We start from the raw sequence: 572 nt of genomic DNA, 5'->3' as shown, positions 1-572 counted from the left end.
TGCTGGATAATCTGGTTCTGGGTCAGGTTCGCTGTTTCAGAAGCAAAGTCAGTATCACGAATACGTGAACGGGCTTCGGAGACGTTCTCCACGATGCTGCTCAGGTTACGAACGGTGGACTCAAAACGGTTCTGGATCGCACCCAGGTCAGCACGCTTGCCATCAATGGTCTTGATCGCCGAGTCCAGCTTCGCCAGTGCCGCTGAAGCATTCGCCGCAGTGGAGATGGACAGGGTACCGATACCCAGGCCAGAAGCACCGAAGCCACCCGTCTGAGAGATGTTAACGCTAATGGTCTGACCGGAGTTCGCGCCCACCAGGAACTTGGCAGAGTAGCCGCCTTTCAGCAGATCGGTACCACCGAACTGAGTGGTGGTGGCGATACGGCTGATTTCAGCTTTCAGTGCGGTCACTTCTTTCTGCAGTGCTGCACGGTCAGAGCTGGAGTTAATACCGTTCTGGGACTGAACGGCCAAAGTACGGATACGCTGCAGCGCAGTGGTGGTTTCCTGCAACGCGCCTTCAGCAACCTGCGCCACGGAGATACCGTCATTCGCGTTAGAGATCGCCTG

General features: G+C 56.3%; 1 protein-coding gene. It reads right to left on the bottom strand.

Features of this window, described 5'->3' with window-relative positions; all coding sequences use genetic code 11:
- On the bottom strand, positions 1-572 hold a 572-nt coding region (locus ACKC9G_RS18785; RefSeq protein ID WP_411408305.1), incomplete at both ends, for a flagellin.

The sequence above is a fragment of the Pokkaliibacter sp. CJK22405 genome, from assembly GCF_046614695.1.
Lineage (GTDB): Bacteria > Pseudomonadota > Gammaproteobacteria > Pseudomonadales > Balneatricaceae > Pokkaliibacter.
This window is presented reverse-complemented; position numbering and strand designations above follow the sequence as displayed.